The organism is Legionella bozemanae (assembly GCF_900450575.1).
Lineage (GTDB): Bacteria > Pseudomonadota > Gammaproteobacteria > Legionellales > Legionellaceae > Legionella > Legionella bozemanae.
This window is the reverse complement of record NZ_UGGY01000001.1, coordinates 493755-511105: the sequence shown is the minus strand read 5'-3', so window position 1 is coordinate 511105 and position 17351 is coordinate 493755. Positions and strand designations below refer to the sequence as shown.

Genomic DNA, 17351 nt, shown 5'->3' with positions numbered 1-17351 from the left:
GGATTTACGACATGAAGACAAAACTACCCACACAAAAAAAAGAAAAAAATCCAAATCCTAAAGACAGCAGAGCCTTACCGCTTCAATTGGTGCAACATGCCGAAGCAGATCGAATGTACTATTTAAGAAGCACTGCCACAGAAATAAGTAGTTTTTTTTCGCTGCGCATCAAAGAACTGTATAACACTCTGGCCTGGACCTTTTCTTTGGACCCTATGGATTGGAGTACATTTAAAAAATACATTTGGCCTACCATCTCTTCTGGAGCTGCATTGCTTGCTGGGAATTATCTCACTCCATATCTCAGCGCACTCCTAACAGGAAGCACTGAATATGATTTTTTTGTCCAATTTCTTTTTGGCGCAGCAATATTAGGATATTGTGCGTTAAACCGAATTACGGATAAAAAATTTGATTCTGGAGCAGCGTTGTCTGTTGCAGTAGCCAGTGAAGTTACCGCCATAATTTATATGTACCGTTCTGTTTTTAAAGGGACTAATTTTTTACTCAATGAGCAAATTCCTGATGAATATTCATTAATTGCTGGATTAGGGGCCAGTGCATTGGTTGTTCCGAGTGGAATTTCTTACCTCACGCAAAAAATGCAAGAGTTGCTGGTTCGCTTCCAATACAGCCGAGGAGCACAGCGCTCAGACACGGCAGTGATCTCCAGTGGACTAACTCCATTATCCAATCTGTATTTTCAAATCAATCATTTTATCGCCAGTGAGCTGATGGTCAGTTCGCGCGCCTTTCAATTAGGATTGATTGCACACAATATTCGTTATGCCGACAGAATAGTACAGAAGTTTCGGAACCTCCCTGCATTATTGGCTGATTTAGCTCCATCAACCATAAAAAAAATGCGCATACAACAAGAAAAACTGGACCATGATTATGAATACAATCATAAGTTACATCAGGTTTTAAGATTTACCACGACGGGTCCACTGTTTGTTCTTGTTCCCCGATATCAGCTCCGTACTGGGGATTTGGTTCTTTGTGATGAACGCATCAATTTGGATTGTGTGCCAATCTCTGGAGAGTTAATTGCGCTACAACGCAATATAGATGGGGATTTCACCCAAACGCTGGAACGAAAAAAATTTAGCGTCAATCTTAAAGCACAAAATGGTGAAGACGTATGGATAGAGCACCATACCAAACCGAATTTTACTTCCAATTACAAAAAAGTGGACTTATATGCCATAAGGGATGGTAAACAGGCAGGAGTATTAGTGGGTGACAAGTTAAATATATACGGTCATGACAACATTTTTATCCAGATTAAACCTGAGAAAGAGCTTTTATTAAATAGTAATTACGAGAAGACAGCATACATCAATGAAATTATCGCCAAACGCAAACAAAAAAATGTTTTATATTCTATTTTAGGCTCCATTATTATGGCAGCTTTTTTACAAAGAGACATTACCCTAATGCCTGCGGAAACACTCAGGCTCATGTTTACGCTTTTTCAAACAATGATCCCCTTTTCCGAAGCTTTTTTACGCGAAACAGTGAACAGTCGTTTGATGAAGACACTGAATAGCAATTTGGGAGATCAGCCTTTTGAAACAATCGACGCGCTTCGTCTCGTGGATTTGTGTAATGCATTGGGAGGATATTATCGGGACAAATTTCCCAATGGGGTTGCAATTATTTCCGATAAAACCGGAACCCTTACTACAACGCGGATGGATGTACTTGGCCTGTGGACTACTGCTATGCCTTCCAAGGTACAGCACGTACTCAAAGAAAAAAAAGGAAGTTTGCTGCTACCCGAAGAGGCACAATGGCTTAAAGCTTTTGAGGTATTTTGTTATGCCTTTACCAATAATAAAAAAGAATTAGAACCAGAAGAGCATGCTATTTTGGAATTATTCAAGTCTTTATTGACTAATCCGCAGTGTTTGGAAATTACCACCCTGGGGAACAATCATTTTAAAAAGATAATTGCCATCAAAGAAGCGAAACAGGAGATCGAGACGTTTCATCTGGGTTTATACCGTACGTTTGGTGGCCGCTTTACCCTGGTTCAGAATGGTGAAGAATCTTCTCTTGTCTTTTGCGGAGTGCCTAAAGCGGATGCATTGCAAGAAACACCTTTATTGCAAGCCTACAGCAGGATGCAAAGTCGTACAAAAGTCTTATCACGCGATTGGTGTCTTGCACACACTAAGGTTAATGAGTTTGAGTTTGCAACTTTAAGAGAGTTATTTGATAAGGATGATAAAAAGGAAATTGAGAATTTTCTTATAAAAAATACAAAATTACTTAAAAGATTAGAATATTACGGGACTTTTATTATTGATAATCCGGTAAAAAAAGGCGCGGAACAATTTATCGCTCGATGTCGAGAAATATCAGTGCCGGTATTTGTAGCGACCGGCGATACCACGAAAGCAGCGGTAAATATTGCCAAAGTGTTATGTCCGGAAAATGCAAAAAACATCATGACCATTCGTGCAGATGAAACTGAAGACAATGATTTTGAGCTTTTAAATGAAGCAAATTGTCCTCCTGATTCCACAGTGATATTTGCTGGTGTCAATGAAACAATACTGACCTATTTTCAAAAATTAATGGAGAGAAATAAAACAAAACGCCCTGTCATTATTTTTGCAGAAATGAGTACTGAAGGAAAAGGTATCCTTGCTAATTATCTTAAAGACCATCAGTATTTTATCGTTGCCAATGGGGATGGTACGAATGATGTCATGATGATGAAAAATTCAAATGTGGTCATTGCTCACCATTCAGATGATGGTACTTTTGCTCCCGGAGTAGATGCTTTATCAAATATCAGTGAAGCGCAACTGCGACGATTATTTGGGTCCGAGAAAACTTTTTATGAACTTTTTGATATTAATCTCCCTAAGAGTTTGTTTATACAACAGTTTGCTCCTCTGGCAAATTCACAAGAAAAACCCAGCATGGCCTTAGCACTTAAAAGCGGGAAAATGACTTTTGAATTGGCTAAAGCAGTAGGGGCAGATGTGAGCGAAATGAATCAGCAACATTGGTATAGCGTTGCCTTTGACTTGTTGTGGCTATGGATTGCGTTTTATGAAATCAATCAAAGTGCTGATTTACCCATGGATAATCGAAATATCAATGCTTCAAGACTGATTTCAAATACCATAGGAATTTCTTTAATCATCGCAGTCTTGCAATCCTTGGCCAATTATGCGCTGTTTGACGAGTCAACCAATTTAACCAGTATGCTGATTATGTTGAGCTTATTACCTCTGGTTCTAAAGAGTGTTTTTTCAGGTTTTGGAATGGTTCGAGACAGTTTGTATCCTCAACCAGAACCCGAAATAACAGAAGTTGAAGAGGATGCTGAAGCAGGTACTCATCGCTCCCTCACAAGTTATTTAGGCGCTTTTTTTTCGCGTAAACCCACAAAACATTTAGATAATGTATCCACGGTACCTAAATTAACGTAAGAGCGGCATACAGGATATGCAATGGCCTTTTTTATGCCGCGAAACGAACGTTATCCCATAAAATACGTCGATACGGGATGCCAATGATTTATTTGCAACAAAGTGTTGATAAAACTGGATGGCTCGCTCAATAGCTATTGGAAAATAATCATGATGCTCCAACTTTATAAACAAATAACATCATCCCTCTTTCGTGGTTTTATTTTTTAGTAAAAGTAACGCCGAAGCAATCAATAACATTCCACCAATGGCGATCAGGCCAGCACTGGACATAATAGATAATAAATTAGAACCAAAACCCGTGACCATCCAAGCAAATGCCATCACTGCGCCGGATATTCCCATTACCCATCCTTGCGATTGCGCATCGACAGCATTGGAGAATAAAGTGAGCAAGCAGGCAAATGCCATAATATCAAAAGTTGCAATTGCTACCGCTAAAGGCCATTGCGCTACAGGATTGGAAATAACATAAACTGCCAATTGTCCCAAGCCTGTGAGAATAAGGGTAAATAAAGCAATGTGGTGTACTTTATATCGATTGACACACAAAGGCATTCCAATAAGGATACCGATAGCAAAACCCAAACCGATCATGCCTTGTACGGCACCCAATTGCCAGTTGGTGTAATAGTAAACCATTTTCATATGCACAATGATGAATTGAAAATAAAGGCTAAATCCCATTTGCATTAATAAAAATACCAAAGCCAGGATACGCACGGATCGATGCTGAAATGCTTCAATAAAAATCTGTACTGGACGGAGAATAGATATTTTTTTATGCGACAAAGTTAACACCGTATCTTGATATCTAAACTCTATCCAGATCCAAGCAATAAATGCGAGGAGTGCTGCCATCAAAAATGGGGTAGTAAAAGTGAACCAGGGTAGCAATTGTTGATCCGACATGACTCCACCAAGTAAAGGACCGAGAACCGAGCCAAAACTAAAGCTCAGGGAAATCAAGCTCATATTTAATGCTTTGGTTTCAGGAGTGCTTAAATCAGCAATAGAAGCTTGGGCTATAGGTTGGCTACCAGCCATTAAACCGGAAAGTGCCCGCCCGATAAGTAATAAACTTAAGGAAGAAAAGGCAACCCCTATTCCCATCAACAGAAAACTAATGGTTATTCCTAACATACACAACAGCAGCACTTTTTTGCGCCCCCAAACATCGGATAAATCACCCATGAATGAGGTACCAAAAAACATGCATAAGGGATAGAGCATATAACTTAATCCCAAATAAAAATGTTTCGCTGCCACACTGGCATCAGCATTCAATACAGGGCTATGATCTGCTGTAAATATTGCCGTCATTACTGGATAAACAAGTCCAAAACCTAGAGCATCAATGACTACTGCAAAAAAACAAGGAGCCGTTTTTCGAAACATAATACACACCAGCGGATTAAAGTATATAGCTTTTACTATACTGATATTCCGAAGATTTGTCTCATATTAAAGCCGAGGTAAAGCGTCCTTTAACAGAGTGGCTATCGAGTCTAAAAGAACTGATTCCTCAGCTAAAAAAATACCTTTTTGTACTGGCGGCTGAACACAATAATAGACACTTATTTTTACTAGAGATCCATTCTCAATTTTAAATTCTTTTTCCAATTGATAAGGCAATTTTTTTGCTTTTGGGTCTGAATAAAACTCACCCCAAATGCTTTCTATTTTTGCCACCATACACTCTGGAAATTGAAATGCGGCTGGCAATAGATTAGCTGTTTTTGTAAGTAGCTCTTCAATATCTAAATCTCTAAGTGCGATTAAATTTGAAAGCTGATAAAGACATTGAAGTTCTTTAACGCGTTCGCCTAAATCATAGGTCAATTGTTTTCGCTCTTTTTCAACCCTCTTCCTCGAGGTAATATTTCTTATTGTTTGTATCCAAGAATTAGGAAATGAAGAAGAATCCATAGGGGACAAACTACATTCTACCCACCCACTTTTTCCAGTCTTAATTTCCTTAATAAATTTATCTCTTGAGCGCGGTAAATAAGAACACACTGGACATTCTTGCTGCTCTGTAGCCTTATTATGAAAAAGTGCATGGGAAGATAAACCGACTAATTCTTCAGGTTTTAAATGGGTGAATGCTCCTGCAGCTTTGTTAGCTTGGTGAATTATGCCCTCTCCATTAACAATAAAAGTGGGATCTGGGATATTATCATATGTAGTCGCAGCACGTGTCAGCATCGCAAAAGGTCGACGCAAAGTTTGTTCGACTAAAGCAACATAGATAAACCAAATTGAGAATATTTTAAATATTTGACCCGTTACATGTTCTAAACCAAATAAACGTTTATAATCGGACAATGCCAAATCGGACAATATCATTGCAATCATACTTAGGCTCACATAAAACAATAACTCTTTCGGTATCATTGCCCTCTCATACCAAAACAAGATTAACGCGATGATTAAAATTAGGATAACGCCCCATTCACAATAAAGTTTGAACCAAGTTACTCCATAATGCTCAATATACGTCGTAGGAAAATGACCTGAAAAAATGGCGGTAAAAATAATTAGGGTTATTAAAAAAAAGCCAAGATTAACAACCCAAGTTCTCAACGTATGTCTGAAAAAATAAATGGAAAAAAGAAAAACTGCAGCCTGAAAAAATCGGGCAGAAATCCAAAGTTGAGTACTTAAATCACCTCCACCATGAGGCAATAAGTTTTTTTTATAAGCTAAAATATGAGCGATATCGATGAAGGACCACCAACCGGCAGCTAAGGAAATAAAAATCACAAATTGATTTTTTGTAAAATGAGTGGTTGTAGCTGCTACAGTCATTGCAGTTAACCCAATAACAACCGAAAAAAACTCAGTAAGCGTATGAAAAACAAGAAGGTTGGTTTTATACTCCGCTAAAATACAGATTAGCGATAGAATTAGAGGAATACCGTAAACTCGCCAAAGCGGTGAGCGAACCGAGACATTTGCTGCATAGGCTTCCCTATCGACACGCATACATGTCCTCCCTATTTGGCTTCGACTCATCTTCATATAAGCTTGAATGGAATGTCACAAATCGCATAAAAAAATTTTACTTCCTAATTATAGTTGAATTAAGCAATCAGGATGGGTATTTGCGGTATATCCTGATTTAGTCTAAGAAACCCTAGATGTAAGTGTAGGATAAGGAGCTCTAGATTTCGCTTTGCGCATTATATATATAAAGAGATAGAAATACCTATAAATAATTTATTTTTATTCCATATTGATCAAAAGAAGATCTTTTTATTTCGATTTCATATTCCCTTAATTATTTATTGTTAAAATTGTTTCAATTTTAGCTAACAGTAATGGGGTTTTTTCATGAAAAAAAAATACGAATCCACAACAATGGGTGCAGCAAAGAAAGAGAAAAAAAAGGTTTCGTGGAATGATGGAAAAACTGAGGGTCAAATAGAAAAAGATTTTGTTAAAGAAGGAACTGCGGGTTCTCTTAAAAAAGAAAAAATAAATAAAGAGCTCAAAAAATTAGTCAATCAAGGTTATACAGAAATTGAAGCAGCAGCTCTACTAGGGAAATCATCCATGCAAGTAGGGTCATCATACGAACGCGGGCAAGAAATACCCAAATTTATATTTACTGACCCAATTTTTTATGCTTCTAAAGAAGAAATAGAACAACGTAAGCTTTTAAGAGAACAATCCTCTTCCAAAATAACACCAATACCAAGTAGTAAAATTGTATCTCCTATGCAAAGTAGCTCACAAGATACTGAAATTTCTTATCCCCCACAGCGTGGTTCAAAAGATGGGGAAAAAGAAGCAAATCGCTATAGCTTTTTCTCTCCAATGACTATTGGCGTGGCTGCTTTAGCAGTAGTTGCAACAATAGGAATCGTTGCATCAAGAAAATAGAAAAGATTTGCATGAAGATGCTGGTTTTTAAGATCCAACTGATTTGGTACGCCTGGGAAAACTTACCCAGGCTATTCCATGAGCTAGGTGTTAAAATAACCCTTTTTTAAGTCTGTTTCAAAATCGCTTGGCCAATTAGTCCGGTATAAACCATATCGTTTTTTTATGGAATTTTTTTCAATTGTTATCCACACTTGTGCACTTACTATTTGCTTGGGATCATAACTTGAGCCATTTTCTATCGTTATTTTAAATTCATGAGCAGAAAACCCATTCCTTAGTAAAATATTTTGAAAATCTTTTATTATTACATCCTCTCCGTTATGCATTTGTTTATTCCTTAAACTGATACCTGAAGTAATTATAGTATCAGGAAGTAATATGAACATTTTAAATTAATATTTTTCTTCTTCCGATTCATCGCAGCCAATAATGCCCGCGTCGATAAGAATTTCTCCTATTCCCACTAACTACTGTTCATTAAACGAAGTGATCCAAAATTTTTGCGACGAGTTTATATTTTTGGGAACAGGCGTTACTACAATCGTTTGCACTAAAGGAGGATTAAAGGGTCCAGAAGCTGTTGCCCATTGATACGTTATTTTAAATTTCCAGGAATTCTTGCCTTGTGCGGTTTTTTTAATTTCATAAGAAGTAATCCATGGACTGGAAACTCCAGAAACCCAAGAAGGCCAGCTGTCTTTAAATTTGTTTTTAAGCTGGTCTGAAAACAACATAAATTGGACAGCTCCATTACGCTCTTTATTGGCTTTTGCAAATATGGTTGCAACTTCGTCCAGCTTTTGCGGAGCCAGTGCCTTCTCCAACATGGAAATTCGGGCGGTATCTGATTCAGATTGCGACACATTTTCAGTTATACTATGTGCTGTAACGGAAAACATAATCATCAAACCGCTGAGTATGAGGTACACTTTTGACGTTTTCATAATTTTCTCTTTGTTAATGGGTTTCTTTATTTTTAATGATATCAACTTAAAGAAATTCAAGACACAAGGCTGGGCTTTCAGCCTAGCCTAAGTTTTGGGTGCCAAAATATTTCCCTGAAGTTGACGTCATCGGTTGAGCATTTACTATCATTTTCGTTGATGTCCTTACACGAAATCAATCTTCATTTTTTGCTCATCAAATACTCTGTTCTACTCGTTGTAAGTATATTTTTTAAAGAGATCAATTAAAAGTTTTGCTGACGGCCCCACTTCTTGAGGTTGGTGATGCACTAAATAAACCGGATAGGTTCTTATATTATTTTCTTCCATGTTCAATGGAAGAATGGGTAAATTTCGCGCTTCAACGATTTGCTGCGGTAACCAACCAAAACCAATCCCATACACAACACATTGAATCTTCATTTCTAAGGTGCTTACTTTCCAATGAAATTCAGAGCCTAACCAACCTTCATTGCGTTTTTTATTGCGTCCAGAATCCTGGGCGATGAGATAACGCTCATCATAAAGATCTTCGAGGGTAACCTGTTTTTGATGTAAAGAGCTGTCTTTGTGAGCATAAGGAAGAAAATGAACATCCATTAACTTATTCCCCGTATAGCCTTCGGGAATTTTTGAAATAAGAGCCAACTCGGCCTCGCCATGAATTAATTGATCGCTTGGACCCGATAATAGCCCTTGATTGATAATCAGTTTGGTGTGTTTATTTTTTTGGCCAAACTCTTGCAGTACAGCCATCAATAGAGGAGATGGGAAGAGCTCATCAATAGCAAGCCGCAATGATTTTTCATGGCTTGATTTTAAATTAAGTGCCGCATTTTCTACATTTTTTGCCGCCCGGGTAATTTGCCGTGATAACTTTAATAGTTCCACACCGTGTTCGGTCAGCACTGCTTTACGCCCTTCAAGTTGCAGTAATTGCAAACCTAACATATCTTGTAGTTTTGTTATCGTATAACTGATATTCGATTGGCTTTTATGCAGTTTTATCGCTGCTTTAGCAAAGCTTCCTTCATCAATTACCGTTTGCAAGACGCGCCATTGTTCCAGAGTGACTTTAGTCATTATTTCTCCGACCTAAATTCATCTAAAAATTAGATATATTTGGTCAAAATTATGCGCTTTTTTAATTTAAATAGCCATTTATAATCAATTTGTTTGATTAATAAGGAGCGCTAATGAACAAAATACTGTTATCACTAATTACTAGTGGTTTATTGATTCACTCAGTTTCTGGAATTGCAGGATCACTTCAGGAAACCAATAAAGACGTCGTCACGCAATTTTATCAAAAAGCATTGAATGAAAAGAACTTTGATGCAGCACAAAATTACCTGGGTGCCTGGTATATTCAACATAATCCTATGGCTCAAGATGGGGTTGAAGGTTTAAAAAATTACATTAATTATCTGAAAAGCACGTACCCGCAATCACATAGCGAAATTAAACGTATTTTTGCCGAGGGAGATTATGTCATTGTGCATGTCCATTCAGTTTTAGAACCAGGTACTCAAGGGCGAGCCATTGTGGATATTTTTCGTCTGGAAAACAATAAAATTTACGAGCATTGGGATGTGATTCAGCCCATTCCTGCTGAGTCAGCTAACAGTAATGGCATGTTTTAGGAATCGCTTCACAGCTGCCCTAGCAAACATCTTCTCCTGTAATAGGCATGGCCGTCAAGTTAAGAGTATTTAATGTTTAATTTTACTCAATGCGCAAGTAACTCTGTTATCCCCGCGCAGACGGGGATCCATTTTTATATTGGCAATGTGCTCCATCATGGATAGATTCCTGCCTTCGCAGGAATGGACAACATCCGCTTTCTCCTTAGCTTGACGGCCATGCGCATCATAGGAGAGGGTGAACACATAATAAAATTATGGAATTTGACCACTTATAAAACCATTAGATACACTTAATGTGTAGCACTTATGGATTTTCGTCATGTCAAAACCATTTATTTCACAAATTCATCCTCCCATAGCATTTGCTGAACCTCCATTCTGGTTTATTTTCTACGGCGAAGACATTCTTTTACAGGACCATACCATACCTCAGTTGCTCAATATCAGCATCCTCAATCTGTCTATCAAGCACCAACTTTATTTAGGAACATACGGCAATACGCCGTGTTTTGCGGGGCAGATCAGCACTCAACCATGTACATTGCCTCCCAATATGGCTTTTCAGCATATTCGTCAGGCCCATGAACTTTTGCGAGATGAAGATTTGTTTTTGCTTGTTTCCAAGGCAAAACAACTATTGCATTGGGATAGAAGTAGCCGCTTTTGTGGGTATTGTGGTCATCAAACTCAATACAGTACTAAAGAGCGAGCCAAAGTATGTCCGGGCTGTAATTCATTAATTTTTCCGCAAATTTCGCCTGCTATGTTGGTGTTAATCTGGCGAGATGATGAGATCTTGCTGGCACGTTCTCCTCATTTTTTACCTGGAGTCTATAGTCTTTTGGCAGGTTTTGTAGAACCAGGAGAAATGCTGGAGCAAACAGTGATGCGCGAAGTAAAAGAAGAAGTAAGTTTGAACATAAAAAACTTACACTATTTTGCGTCCCAACCCTGGCCATTCCAAAGTAATTTAATGTTAGGATTTATTGCGGAATACGACAGCGGCGAAATTCAAATCGATGCGACTGAAATTGAAGATGCCCAATGGTTCTCAATAAAAAAACTGCCTCAATTACCCAAGCCCATTAGTCTTTCACGAAAAATAATTGATAAATATTTGACAATACGCCTTTGATAAATATAAAAGTCTACCTGGAATGTTGCGCACAAATCTTTCTGTGGCAAAACAAATGTCCACAAAATTCACTTAAAGATATATAATTACCCACCTTATTAATTAAAAATACGAAAGACACAGAAAATCACCTCAGGAATTAAATGAAAACCCAAACGGAAATCCTCGACAGCCTAGGCTTATTGTATGAAAAGACTCAATTACCAACGATTGAGTCTTCTGTTGAACCCAATGGCGGGGTTCTAAATCTTGATAAAGTGCTGGTTGATAACCCAGAATGCTGGGATACTATAGCTATAGGTTCTTCTCAACTTGAAAAAAAAACCATTATTCTTAAATGCGACCTGGATAAAACGGCAGAGAATTTTTATCTGAAACAACAGGTTATTAAAAAATTAATTGGTGCTAATTTTTCTGTATACGTTCCTACTAAAGAAGGCTTAAGAAAAATAGAAGTTGCAGAACCATATATTTCCCCCCCTGGTCCATATAGTGAACTGGAACCAGCACAAGAAGCCGCTGAATTAAAAAAATTAAATCTCATCCCCGATCGGGTTGTTTTTTTGGACTCGTTTGCATTCGCTGATCTTTGTACAAAAATTTTAAGTTCCCCTGATGCGTTTTTTAATTTTATCAATTGCATTACCCTGGAGCCGCAGGAGCTGTTCAGTGAACTGGATTATTCTGAAATGCTCCATCGAGGATTGAGCAGTGCCGTTGAATGGTCATTTGATCCCCACCCCAATATGGATAGGGATTGGCAGGAAAAATATACAAATTTGAATATAGCACTTTCTAAAGCCAAAGAAGAAAAAAAGCCGACGCCTCAATTCTTGCAAACTACCCCTCTTTCTGCTCAAACAACACCAGAATACGATAAACTTTATTTCTCTTATTTAGTGCAACATCGTCCTGACATATTAAAAAAACTTACTCATATTTCTTTAGCAAACAGCAGAGTATCTCTATTTCCTTTTCTCAATAAACGAGAAGGGCTGCTTTCTCTTGCCCTAAGAAATTGTGAGGTGGAGTCCTTAGATAAAAATGAGGACGAAAACAACGAAGAACCACTATTAACTACTTCATTAAGACATTTAGAGACGGAAGGAGATGTAGTGTTTTCGGTACAACGTTTCACAACATTACTAAACAATTCACCGAATTTGATGTCGCTTCATCTTACTGGAGGAGAAATTTGGGGTGAAGCACAACTCAAACTTCAACCTAAAAAGACCGCTAATTTAAAAACGATTTCTCTACACCAAATAAGGACATCAATTAACCATATAGGGGCTTTAATTAATGCAACGCCTAATTTAAGTGAACTGACACTACGCAGTCTTTTGCGAGAAAGGAACCACTTTCTTGAAATTAACTCCCCTCTTGTCCACTTAAAAAAGCTTTGTATCAATGCCAGCTTGACTTTCGATGAACTATATAAGCTCGTTAATGCTGCCCCTAATCTCGAAACTTTAGAAATTTATAGGTTTGATTTGACACAATCTCCTGATTTCCTCTTTCAACTCGAGCATAAATTGAAAGCACTAAAAAAAATTATTATCCAGAATGTGATAATGACCTCAGAGCAGTTTCATAGTCTCCTCAAATCAGCCCCCAATTTAACTGAACTTAGCTTATCCTATTTCTTTATCAAACAAGGCACTATCAATTGTGCACCGAACTCCCTTCCCAATTTAAAAACCTTGTATGCACTAGGAACGGACCTTACTTCCCAACAACTACTCAATCTTATAGCCGCAGCACCTCATTTAAATGACATAACTATAAACACTCCTGACAATTTTTCTGATTTTCTTAATAGTCTGCAACCTGGTTCCCTTCCATCTCTAAATCACATTAGATGTTATACAAATACATTATCTTTTGCAGAATTAAATCAATTAATTAAAATAGCTCCTAATTTAAAATCAATATCATTCCCCGCTCCAAAGGAGCGAAGCGAGTTACTTGCAACACAATGGTTCAAACACAGCTACCCCCAGATTGAAATCAAGTTATTAGACAGTTACTCCAAAGAATCTGTTAGATACACTGATGGTTCTCTATCTTTAGATGGAAAGATAGGCCATTCGGATACCATTCCAACGTTACCCGCACGAACAATTTTCAAAGCGAAAGACGGTTCAAATCCTCCCGTTTCCAGTTATCACCTGAATACATTTTCTTGGCTATCATTAAGTAGGAACTTTAGTCGTTACAGCCCCATATATGACGATTTGGAGCCTGTCTCTGAACTCTTAAAACGCGCTCCACAACAGATAGAAGAACAATTTAACCATCCGGAAACATCCAAAAAACTGGTTTATGGTCAAATAACTTTTGAAAAACCTCAAGTGGGTGAATGGCTCCAATTACCCGCTTTAAGCACGCACGATAAGCTGATCAACTACGCAGCAGAGCACCCAGATTTTGAAATAAAAAGGTGTACGTATTCAGGTTATTATTTCATCAAGTTTAAGAAAAAAGTTGAATCTTGTCTTGTGAATTACATTCTTGAGCCAGGAAGTAACTTCGATTTCACCCTTAAAAAAAAGGCACCTCAAGAACACCTGGAGTGGATATCCAAATTATCTTTTGCTCTATCAGAAGAATTAGTGAATTGCGAGGAATATCAAAAACTATTGAACCTTGATGAGGAGCAACGCATCCAAGCTCTGGCCGAATATTGTCGTTTTGAAAAAGAATCCGCTGCAGCGGATATAAAAGGCAACTCCGTTGATATCTTAAATGCTTTAATTAAACAAAGGGCAGGAGTTTGCAGACACCGGGCTCAACTCTTTATCGCTTTAGCAAACACATTACAAATCAACGCCAAGCTAATCGATAACGACGTCCACCAATTTATAGTAGTACAACACAAAGACACGCATTTTACTGTGGATTTAGGTGGCGGTATAGCACATATTGTTGACTTGCCTATGCCACCTCTAAAAAAAGAACAGGATAAAAAAACAAATGAAGCGTCAGCAGCAAGTACAAAAAAAACAATCCCTCCCTTAAAGCCAGGTAACCGTTTTCAAACCTGGAATAACTTCCCTATTCAAGCATCAAATGCCGATGAACTTGTAAAAAAACTTACTTCCCAAGACTCCCCCACAAGGCAATGGCTTATTTTTAAAGACAACCAGGGGATAGAGGCCTTACACCAAGCATCTTCGGCATGCAACAACACTTTTTTCTCATGTGATTTAGATTCGCTGATTCTCCGCAACTTACACGTTGTGCGGAATAAAGACCACTATGTAGATAGTCCTATAAGTCAATTTTTAAAAAACGCTGCTTTAAATCCTAATGAATCATTCACTTGGTTTATTAACTGGTCCGATCCCAAGGCACGCCATGTCAGCTTAAACAGCGTTATTGATACTGAAGACCGTAATCTCGGAGGTCTACCTATCCCACCTAACGTACATATTGTTGTGGGAATGGATGAACGCTCTGCATTTAAAATGGGTGATGATTTTTACTCACGTTTTGACGCTATAAGCCAAGCACCCGATATCCCTCCTCTGGGATTACCGGAGATTAAACCAAATCAACCTATAGGCGATGATGATGTTCTTTTTCCCTCTGCTTTAAATTGGGAATCCATTTTTTTAGGCAGGCATACTTTTGATGAAGGCGCTTTAGATATTCTTCCCGGCGCCCTCTTAAAAGCATCTCAAAACAAAACCTCAACGTTAATTTTGCATAATGCTCCGTTTGACGATCCTAAATTTCGTTTCTTAATCACTGAACTAATGGCAAAAAAACGCTTTTTCTTTAATGGTGAATGGCATGATTTGCCCAAAGATTTTCGTCTGGAATTTACCCAACCTGATTTAAGTACTTATCCAGAGGTGATAACGCCTAAGGTAACTCCCGGGAAAAAACGAATTGTCAATCAAACGACCTTCCCTTTATTTTCCAATCAATACAAAATTAGCGAAAACGGCACGCTGAAGCCCCTTCCCGGATTTTTTGCTGCAGCCCCTGCAATCGAATTGCTGGTGACGGATAATTTGACGGAAATTCAATGGTACAGCCTTTTAAGGGACGCGAAAAAAGCTCAATGCGCGCCAACAATTAAGACGACTCCTAACGTATTTGTACCAGAACCATTGAAACAATTGGTCATTCCCATCGAAACATTAGGAGAAAGTAATCGACTTATTATTTCCAATGATTTAGATGATGCCGAAGAACATTATAAACCAGCAGATGCCATCACCATCAATATTGATCCGAAAACCAATTTTAATAGTTTATTCTTCCACGTATCGTTAAAAAATAGACAGTTTCAAGGTGAAGAAACTGAATTATTAAAGGCTATAAAAAAAGGGAACCCCGTCATTCTTAAAGGGCAATTTTCAACAACTTTTGCCCAACAATTACAAACGCTCTTTATTGATCCGCCCACTCTTTGGGTCAATGGGGAAGCGGTTGTAGCCAAAAATATCACGTTAATCAGTGACAATGCGGCTCCTTTTAAAGCCGTCCATAAAACACTCCATGTATATAGACCTGAGGAAGACTTTGCTCGATTAAGTTCTGATTTGGCAGAACAATTAAAAAAAACTTATCAAAAGCTCAAGCTAACACCATGCCATAGCCATTTCATTGATTTACCCCATGACCCAACACTTCATATCCAATGGCTGGATAATTTAACTCAGCGCCTGGAATGGCGCGCAGGAATTCTTCCCGACATTGCAGAACCCACAACTCCTGAAATGGTGATGGACTACCTGGACAAACATTCATTTGTATTTCTTACCAGTAAAACAGGTGCTGGAAAGAGCTATTTTGTCCAGAAAATCCTGCCTAAATATGGAAAGGAACATCATAAACCGATCACCCTATATCATGAACTGGCTGGAGTAAAAAATTGGCTGGCGCATAAAGGTGAGAGTCAACCTGTATTATTTCTTGATGAAGCCAATATAAGTCTGGAACATTATGCATTATTTGAAGCACTTGCGCGAGGCGAGAAAGAATTTTGGTATGAAGGAACATGCTACCCCCTCAAAAATCATAAAATCATCTTTGCTGGAAACCCTACTCATTACGAAGGACGCTTCGAACCCGATTTATTTAAACGCTTCCCCAATTACTTTCCTTTCGAAGGGCAACGGCTGGATAAAATATTAAGCCCTCTGCTTGTACACTGTGATGATGCAACGAGTTTATTGAAACTTATTGAAACCTACTATGTCAAAGCACAAGATGCAGGGCTCAATATTACTCCTCGTAACGCGCAAATGATGTGTTTGCGCTTCTTTATCTTAAAAGAAAGTTCGCAAACCAAGTTGATGACTGATGATTTCCTAATGCGCTATGCTATTTTAAGTGAAATCAAAACCATAAGTCTGGATAAAAAGCTAAGCCAGCACATTCGCTACGATATAAAAAAAGGAACTACTTGGAAAGAAGAGCAAAAAGAGCTCAAAGAGGTCTTGCAACAATTCCAGCCCAAAACTACCGATAAAAAATTCATTTGGACTGACTCACGCAAAAAAATAGCATTGAGCATCGAAATGCTGATGCGTATCCGCGAAAAGAAAATAAAAGGTGAATGGGATCAGGAGCTTGGCATCAATGGGATCATTCTCGAAGCAGAACCGGGTTTAGGCAAAAGTCAATTGGTGCAAGCACTACTTAAAGCCAAGGGAATTGAGTTCATGACCATTTCTCCCATCAATCCTAAAGAAGTACAAGCAAAGCTCTTAGATGCATTTCATAAGGGTCAAGTCGTTTGCATTGAAGAGTTTAATACCCAGGTTCATGAGCAACTGCTTAATGCCTTGCTTTCAGGGTATGACCTTGAAGGAAATCCTCCCCAAAAACCAGGTTTTTGTATTATTGGCACCCAGAACCCAACTACATTTCACGGGAGGCAGCCTTTATCTAAAGCTCTAGAAAATCGGCTTACGTTTGTCGAATTAAGCCATTATAACTTCGATGAATTGATTAAAATCCTCACAGAAAAATTTCAATTACTTGTAGAAAGCGCGAAAACAGTGACTGAAGAGTATTTTTCAGCACGTACTTATGCACAAAGTCAAAGCTTATTCCCGCCCCCGAATCCACGAAATGTGATGAAAATAGCCGAGGAAGAGCAAAACAGACAGGAAATTTTGGCGTATTAAAAATAATATAATTCCTGGCTGCAATCAGCTGAATCTTATACACATCGCTGGAAAACCAGTCCAGGCACTATTCCGACGTCCCGCGGCTTGTCCGCGGGATCCGGGCGTTCTGCCCTAAAACACTGGGCCCCGCG

At 38.3% G+C, this 17351-nt stretch carries 10 protein-coding genes; 5 read left to right on the top strand and 5 right to left on the bottom strand.

Annotation, left to right across the window (positions count from 1 at the left end):
- Positions 1–11 precede the first annotated feature (11 nt).
- Positions 12–3452 carry an HAD family hydrolase gene (locus DY223_RS02245; protein WP_058457849.1) on the top strand — a complete coding sequence of 1147 codons (3441 nt, stop codon included), beginning with the start codon at positions 12–14 and terminating at the stop codon, positions 3450–3452.
- Positions 3453–3632: 180 nt separating this feature from the next.
- Here DY223_RS02245 and DY223_RS02240 read toward each other — a convergent pair whose 3' ends face one another.
- Together DY223_RS02240 and DY223_RS02235 are read right to left on the bottom strand one after the other, a co-directional pair.
- On the bottom strand, positions 3633–4850 hold the full coding sequence (locus tag DY223_RS02240; RefSeq protein WP_058457848.1) for an MFS transporter: 1218 nt from the start codon (positions 4848–4850) through the stop codon (positions 3633–3635).
- A gap of 66 nt (positions 4851–4916) precedes the next feature.
- A complete protein-coding gene (locus DY223_RS02235) occupies positions 4917–6440 on the bottom strand; it encodes an MASE3 domain-containing protein (protein WP_058457847.1) in 1524 nt (507 codons plus the stop codon).
- Positions 6441–6788: 348 nt separating this feature from the next.
- On the opposite strand from DY223_RS02235, the gene DY223_RS02230 reads away from it, so the two are divergent.
- The gene (locus DY223_RS02230) at positions 6789–7340 is read left to right on the top strand and encodes a hypothetical protein (RefSeq protein WP_058457846.1); all 552 of its coding nucleotides are present in this window, start codon (positions 6789–6791) and stop codon (positions 7338–7340) included.
- Positions 7341–7423: 83 nt separating this feature from the next.
- Here the strand turns inward: DY223_RS02230 and DY223_RS02225 are convergent, their stop codons facing one another.
- From DY223_RS02225 to DY223_RS02215, 3 genes are all read right to left on the bottom strand, one after another.
- The gene (locus DY223_RS02225) at positions 7424–7669 is read right to left on the bottom strand and encodes a hypothetical protein (protein ID WP_058457845.1); all 246 of its coding nucleotides are present in this window, start codon (positions 7667–7669) and stop codon (positions 7424–7426) included.
- 141 nt (positions 7670–7810) lie between these two features.
- Complete coding sequence (locus DY223_RS02220) at positions 7811–8287, bottom strand: hypothetical protein (protein ID WP_058457844.1); 477 nt, start codon at positions 8285–8287, stop codon at positions 7811–7813.
- A 210-nt stretch (positions 8288–8497) separates the two neighbouring features.
- Complete coding sequence (locus DY223_RS02215) at positions 8498–9370, bottom strand: LysR family transcriptional regulator (RefSeq protein ID WP_058457843.1); 873 nt, start codon at positions 9368–9370, stop codon at positions 8498–8500.
- 113 nt (positions 9371–9483) lie between these two features.
- Here DY223_RS02215 and DY223_RS02210 point away from each other — a divergent pair, with 113 nt between their 5' ends.
- The 3 genes from DY223_RS02210 to DY223_RS02200 all read left to right on the top strand — a co-directional run bounded on the left by DY223_RS02210 (position 9484) and on the right by DY223_RS02200 (position 17217).
- The gene (locus DY223_RS02210; RefSeq protein ID WP_058457842.1) at positions 9484–9930 is read left to right on the top strand and encodes a nuclear transport factor 2 family protein; all 447 of its coding nucleotides are present in this window, start codon (positions 9484–9486) and stop codon (positions 9928–9930) included.
- 322 nt (positions 9931–10252) lie between these two features.
- Complete coding sequence (gene nudC, locus DY223_RS02205) at positions 10253–11068, top strand: NAD(+) diphosphatase (protein ID WP_058457841.1); 816 nt, start codon at positions 10253–10255, stop codon at positions 11066–11068.
- A 143-nt stretch (positions 11069–11211) separates the two neighbouring features.
- Positions 11212–17217: a hypothetical protein gene (locus DY223_RS02200; RefSeq protein ID WP_058457840.1), complete on the top strand. Its 6006-nt coding sequence runs from the start codon at positions 11212–11214 to the stop codon at positions 17215–17217.
- Positions 17218–17351 lie beyond the last annotated feature (134 nt).

Excerpts from the sequence above, each read along its gene's own strand:
- DY223_RS02245 (WP_058457849.1), top strand. The coding sequence starts at position 12 with ATGAAGACAAAACTACCCACACAAAAAAAAGAAAAAAATCCAAATCCT.
- DY223_RS02240 (WP_058457848.1), bottom strand. The coding sequence starts at position 4,850 with ATGTTTCGAAAAACGGCTCCTTGTTTTTTTGCAGTAGTCATTGATGCT.
- DY223_RS02235 (WP_058457847.1), bottom strand. The coding sequence starts at position 6,440 with ATGCGTGTCGATAGGGAAGCCTATGCAGCAAATGTCTCGGTTCGCTCA.
- DY223_RS02230 (WP_058457846.1), top strand. The coding sequence starts at position 6,789 with ATGAAAAAAAAATACGAATCCACAACAATGGGTGCAGCAAAGAAAGAG.
- DY223_RS02225 (WP_058457845.1), bottom strand. The coding sequence starts at position 7,669 with ATGCATAACGGAGAGGATGTAATAATAAAAGATTTTCAAAATATTTTA.
- DY223_RS02220 (WP_058457844.1), bottom strand. The coding sequence starts at position 8,287 with ATGAAAACGTCAAAAGTGTACCTCATACTCAGCGGTTTGATGATTATG.
- DY223_RS02215 (WP_058457843.1), bottom strand. The coding sequence starts at position 9,370 with ATGACTAAAGTCACTCTGGAACAATGGCGCGTCTTGCAAACGGTAATT.
- DY223_RS02210 (WP_058457842.1), top strand. The coding sequence starts at position 9,484 with ATGAACAAAATACTGTTATCACTAATTACTAGTGGTTTATTGATTCAC.
- nudC (WP_058457841.1), top strand. The coding sequence starts at position 10,253 with ATGTCAAAACCATTTATTTCACAAATTCATCCTCCCATAGCATTTGCT.
- DY223_RS02200 (WP_058457840.1), top strand. The coding sequence starts at position 11,212 with ATGAAAACCCAAACGGAAATCCTCGACAGCCTAGGCTTATTGTATGAA.